The following is a 6,038-nucleotide window of genomic DNA, read 5'->3' on the forward strand; positions in this document are numbered from 1 at the left end:
ACGGAGAGCCCGATGACCACAAATGCCGCCGATCAGTCCCTCCGCCAGCGCGCGATGAAAGTCGTGCCCGGCGGCATGTACGGCCACGAGGCGACGACGCTCATGCCCGCCTCCTACCCGCAATTCTTCGAGCGCGGCGAAGGCGCCTATATCTGGGACGTCGACGGCAACCGCTACCTCGATTTCATGTGCGCTTACGGCCCCAACCTCTTGGGCTACAACGACCGGCGCGTGAACGATGTCGCCGTCGCGCAGCTCGCCAAGGGCGATACGATGACCGGCCCCAGCGCCCATTTCGTCGAGCTTGCCGAAGCGCTTGTCGGCATGGTCAGCCACGCCGATTGGGCGATGTTCTGCAAGAACGGCACCGATGCCACCACGATGGCGATGACCACCGCCCGCGCCCAGACCGGCAAGCGCCGCATCCTCGTGGCGGACGGTGCCTATCACGGCGCCGCGCCGTGGTGCACCCCGATGCCTGCCGGGATCGTGCCCGAAGAGCGCGCGTTCATTTCGAAGTACCAGTACAACGACGTCGCCAGCCTCGAAGCCGCCGTAGCGGAGGCAGGTGACGATCTCGCCGCGATCTTCGCCTCGCCCTTCAAGCACGATGCCTTCATCGATCAGGCCCTGCCCGATCCCGCTTATGCCAAGCGCGCGCGCGAACTCTGCGACGAGACCGGCGCAATGCTCATCGTCGACGACGTGCGCGCGGGCTTCCGCCTTATCCGCGATTGCAGCTGGGAACTTGTCGGCGTGCGTCCTGACATGAGCTGCTGGGGCAAGTCCTTCGCCAACGGCCACCCCATTTCCGCGCTCCTCGGCAACGACCGCTGCCGTGAAGGTGCGAGCCATATCTACGTCACCGGCTCGTTCTGGTTCGCTGCCGTGCCGATGGCCGCAGGGGTCGAGACGCTGAAAATCCTGCGCGAGACCGACTACCTCGAAAACTCGGTCCGCCTCGGCACCCTATGGCGCGAAGGCCTCGATGCGCTCGCCGCCAAGCACGGCTTTGCCCTGCGCCAGACCGGCCCCGTCCAGATGCCGCAGATCCTGTTCGACAACGATCCCGACTACCGCATCGGCTTTGCGTGGGGCGAAGCGATGCTGAAGCGCGGGGTCTACGTCCACCCCTGGCACAACATGTTCTTCTGTGCCGCGATGACCGAGGTCGATATCGAGTTCGCCCTCACCGCCGCCGATGAGGCCTTCGCCTCGGTCAAGGCGCAGCTGGCAACGATCGAGCCGCACCCCGTCGTCCTGATGTTCCTCAGCGCCATGGCCGGCGCGCACTGAGGTGGCAGAGCCCGAATTCTTCGAGAGCAGCCCGTGGATCGCCGGCGGTGTGGTCCGCCAACCGGCGCTGGCCGGTGCAGTCACGGCCGATGTGGTCATCGTCGGTGGCGGTTTCACCGGGCTCAGCACCGCGCTGTGCCTCAGGGAAGCGGGCGTCGATGTGGCGATCGTCGAGCGCGATCACTGCGGCTTCGGCGCCAGCGGGCGCAACGCCGGGCACCTCACGCCCACCATCGGCAAGGATTTCCCGACGCTGGTCAAATATGTCGGCAAGGACCGCGCAGTCGAGTACGCCCGCTTTGCCGACCGGGCAGTGCATTACACCGAGGCGATGATCACCCGCCTCGGCGTAGACTGCGAATACCGCCCGACCGGCAATATCATCACCGGCCTGCACCCCCGCCACCGCAAACCGCTGGCAGACAGCGCCGAACTTGCTGCAAGCCTCGGTGTCGGCGTCGCCTTCCTCGATGAGGCCGAAGTGCGCCGCCGCAATCTTCCCTCACACGTGCGCTTCGGAGTGATCGAACAGTCCGGCGGTCATCTCCACCCGGGCAAATACGTCCTCGCACTGCGCCAGGCTGCGCTGGACGCGGGCGTGCGGATCTTCGAGGACAGCGCCGTCACGGCCATTGAGGACACGGCCTCGCCCATCGTCGTGCGCACCGCTGCGGGCCATGTCACCGCAGAAAAGCTTGTCGTCGCGACCAATGCCTATACGCCTGCCACCCTCGGGCAGATGAAAAGCAAGGTCTTCCCCGTCCGCGTCACGCTGTTCCGCACGGCCCCGCTAACGCCTGCGCAGTGGGACCGCATCGGTTGGCAGGGCCGCGAGGCGCTCTACACCGCGCATGAGGCCATGGAAAACTACCGCCCGCAGGCCGACGGCCGCATTTCGGGCGGCTCGAAATGGGTGCAATACGGCTTTGGCAGCACGCTCACCACCGGCCATCTGCCCAAAGTCTTTGCGCAGTGGCGCAAGCTGTTTGCGCTCCGCTTCCCCGAACTGCCCGACGTCGGGATCGAATCGTTCTGGGGCGGATGGATCGGCCTGACGCTCGATTTCCTGCCACTCCATGGGAGCAACGCGCGGGGCACCGTGTTCCACGGCCTCGGCTACAACGGCCACGGCATCGCGCAGGCAACTTATGCGGGCCCCATGCTCGCCGATCAGGTCCTTGGCCGCTCCAATGCCGAAGTCGAACTGTTCCAGCGCCGCCTGTTCCCCCTTCCGCCCGAACCGCTGCGCTGGCTGGTCATCAAAGGCATCACCGCCACCCTCGACCGCGTCGACAACCGTGTCGACGCCGATCTGGCGCGCGGGACCGTTTGATAGCGGGCGATTTCAAGGCTTGGCAAACGCGGCCCAATCCGTCTTATAGCGGCCAAAATCAAACACGCTGTGAGAGGACGCCGCCATGAGCCAGACCACCTATCCGGTCCCCGAGCAGTGGGCTGCCTCCGCCCTGATCGACGAAGCGCGCTATCAGGCGATGTACGCGGCCTCGCTGGAGCGCCCGGACGAGTTCTGGCGCGAGGAAGCGGGGCGCCTCGACTGGATCAGGCCCTTCACCAGGGTTAGCACCACCAGCTTCCACGAGGCTGATTTCGGCATCCGCTGGTTCGAGGACGGCACGCTCAACCTCGCCGCCAACTGCCTCGACCGCCACCTTGGCGAGCGCGGCGAGCAGATCGCCATCCTGTGGGAGCCGGACAGCCCCGAGACGCCCGACCGCCGGATCACCTACCGCGAGCTGCATGAGAGCGTCTGCCGCTTCGCCAATCTCCTCAAATCGCGCGGCGTCACGCGCGGCGCGCGCGTCACGATCTACCTGCCGATGGTGCCCGAAGCCGCGGTCGCCATGCTCGCCTGCGCCCGCATCGGCGCGATCCATTCGATCGTCTTCGCCGGCTTCTCGCCCGATGCCCTCGCTGGCCGGATCACCGATTGCGACAGCCGCCTGGTCATCACGGCGGATGAAGGCCTGCGCGGCGGCAAGCGCGTGCCGCTCAAGGCCAATGTCGATGAAGCGCTCACCCAGTGCCCCGGCGTCGATACGGTCATCGTGCTTGCGCACACCGGCGCCGATGTGCCCCACGTGGAAGGCCGCGATGTCGACTGGGCCAGCGCGGTTGCCGCGCAGAGCGCCGATTGCCCGCCCGAGGAGATGAGCGCCGAAGATCCGCTCTTCATCCTCTACACCTCCGGCTCCACCGGCAAGCCCAAGGGCGTGCTGCATACGACCGGCGGCTACAGCGTCTGGGCCTCGATGACGCACGAGTACGTCTTCGATTATCGTCCCGGCCAGATCTACTGGTGCGCCGCCGATGTGGGCTGGGTCACCGGCCACAGCTACGTCGTCTACGGCCCGCTCCTCAACGGCGCGACCACCGTGATGTTCGAAGGCGTGCCCAACTTCCCCGATCCCTCGCGCTTCTGGCAGGTCGTCGACAAGTTCGGCGTCGAGATCTTCTACGGCGCGCCAACCGCCCTGCGCGCCCTGATGCGCGAGGGCGACGAGTGGGTGAAGAAGACCAGCCGCCAGTCCTTGCGCCTGCTCGGCTCGGTCGGCGAGCCGATCAATCCCGAGGCCTGGGAGTGGTACCACAAGGTCGTGGGCGAAGGCCGCTGCCCGATCGTCGATACCTGGTGGCAGACCGAGACCGGCGGCGCGATGATCACCCCGCTGCCCGGCGCCACCGCCTTGAAGCCCGGCTCCGCCACGCGCCCCATGTTCGGCGTCAAGCCCGCGCTCCTCACCGGCGAGGGCCAATTGCTCGAAGGCGCGGCGGACGGCTGCCTCGTCATCGAGCAAAGCTGGCCCGGCCAGATGCGCACCGTCTGGGGCGATCACGAGCGCTTTTTCCAGACCTACTTCACCACCTTCCCCGGCTATTACTTCACCGGCGACGGCTGCCGACGCGACGAAGACGGCTACTACTGGATCACCGGCCGCATCGACGACGTGATCAACGTCAGCGGCCACCGCATGGGCACCGCCGAAATCGAAAGCGCGCTCGTCGCCCACCCCAAGGTCGCCGAAGCCGCGGTCGTCGGCATGCCGCACGAGATCAAGGGCCAGGCCATCTACGCCTTCGTCACCACCAACGCCGACGTCGAGCCCGACGAAGCGCTGCGCAAGGAACTGATTCAATGGGTCCGCCACGAAATCGGCCCCATCGCCACCCCCGACGTCATCCAGTTCGCCCCGGGCCTGCCCAAGACCCGCTCCGGCAAGATCATGCGCCGCATCCTGCGCAAGATCGGCGAGAATGATGTCAGCAACCTCGGCGATACGTCCACGCTTGCCGATCCGTCGGTGGTCGACAACCTGCTGACGAACCGCCCGAACGCCTGACACGGAAAAGGGCCGGAGCGCATCGGCGCCCCGGCCCTTCCTTTAACCTACCTGCCCCTCCCCCGCTTGGGGGAGGCCGGGTGGGGGTATGCAGCGCTTGCCGGGGAGGCCCTTCCCCCTCCCCCAGCCCCTCCCCGCCGGGGAGGGGAGCAAATCGCCTCAGGCAGAGATCACGAGCGGTCTGCGTTCATCACCTTGGTCCAGGCCTTGGCGAAGTCGCGCACGAACTGCTCGCGCGCATCGTCGCTGGCGTAGGCTTCGGCCACTGCACGCAGCTCCGAGTTGGAGCCGAAGATCAGGTCCACCGGCGTGGCCGTCCACTTTAGTGCGCCGCTCGCCCGGTCGCGGCCTTCATAGGCTGCACCCGCCTTGCTCCACACCGTCTCCATCCCCAGCAGGTTCACGAAGAAGTCGTTGCTGAGCGTACCCGGCTTGCTGGTGAATTCACCCGCGTTCGATCCGCCCGCGTTGGCATCGAGCACGCGCAGGCCGCCGATCAGCACGGTCATTTCCGGCACCGTCAGCCCGAGCAGGCTTGCCTTGTCGACCAGCGCATCGGTCGGCGACTGCCACGCATCCGCTGCCTGATAGTTGCGGAAGCCATCGGACTTGGGTTCCATCGGCGCGAAGGCCGCCGGGTCGGTCTGCTCCTGCGTCGCATCGACGCGGCCCGGCGTGAACGGCAGTTCAAGCGAAACACCGCCCTTCGCCGCCGCCTGTTCGACCGCGGCATTGCCCGCAAGCACGATCAGGTCCGCCATGCTGACGGTGCGGCCACCCGGCGCGGTGCGGTTGTAGTCGGCACGCACCTTTTCCAACGCCGCCAGCACCTTGGCAAGCTCGGCCGGATCGTTGACCGCCCAGTCCTTTTGCGGCGCGAGGCGAATGCGCGCACCATTGGCACCGCCGCGCAAGTCCGAGGCGCGGAAGGTAGAGGCCGAGGCCCAGGCCGTGCGCACCAGCTGTGCAGGCATCACACCCGCAGCCATGACCTTGCCCTTCAGCGTCGCGATCTCCGCCGCGCCGATCAGCGGGTGGTTGTCCGTGGGCAGCGGGTCCTGCCAGGTGAAGGTCTGCGCCGGAACGTCGGTGCCGATGTAGTGCGCCTTCGGCCCCATGTCGCGGTGGGTCAGCTTGAACCACGCGCGGGCGAAAGCATCGGCGTAGAGTTCTGGCTTGTCCTTGAAGCGCAGGGCGATCGTGCGGAACGCGGGGTCCTGCCTGATCGCCATGTCGGTGGTGAACATGATCGGCGCGTGGGTCTTGCCCGCCTCGTGCGCGTCCGGCACGATCTGGACCTGAGCCGCATTCACCGGCTGCCACTGCGTCGCACCGGCCGGGCTCTTTACCTTGACCCATTCGAACGCGAAGAGGTTGTCGAGG

General features: G+C 66.9%; 4 protein-coding genes. 3 read left to right on the forward strand and 1 reads right to left on the reverse strand.

Annotation, left to right across the window (positions count from 1 at the left end; genetic code table 11):
• Positions 1–12 precede the first annotated feature (12 nt).
• The 3 genes from K5Q19_RS19060 (at position 13) to acs (ending at position 4,655) form a co-directional block, all read left to right on the forward strand.
• Entirely contained in the window at positions 13–1,296 is a 1,284-nt protein-coding gene (locus K5Q19_RS19060) for an aminotransferase class III-fold pyridoxal phosphate-dependent enzyme (RefSeq protein WP_292948461.1), read from the forward strand.
• Between the two features lies 1 nt (position 1,297).
• Positions 1,298–2,629, forward strand: a complete 1,332-nt coding sequence (locus K5Q19_RS19065) for an FAD-binding oxidoreductase (protein WP_292948463.1) — start codon at positions 1,298–1,300, stop codon at positions 2,627–2,629.
• A gap of 85 nt (positions 2,630–2,714) precedes the next feature.
• The gene (acs, locus tag K5Q19_RS19070; protein ID WP_292948465.1) at positions 2,715–4,655 is read left to right on the forward strand and encodes an acetate--CoA ligase; all 1,941 of its coding nucleotides are present in this window, start codon (positions 2,715–2,717) and stop codon (positions 4,653–4,655) included.
• A gap of 170 nt (positions 4,656–4,825) precedes the next feature.
• On the opposite strand, the gene K5Q19_RS19075 is transcribed toward acs, so the two are convergent.
• A partial coding sequence (locus K5Q19_RS19075) for a peroxidase family protein (protein WP_365760247.1) occupies positions 4,826–6,038 on the reverse strand: 1,213 nt, incomplete at its 5' end.

Origin of the sequence: Novosphingobium sp., from assembly GCF_019748365.1 — a bacterium.
In the GTDB taxonomy this organism is placed as follows: Bacteria; Pseudomonadota; Alphaproteobacteria; order Sphingomonadales; family Sphingomonadaceae; genus Novosphingobium.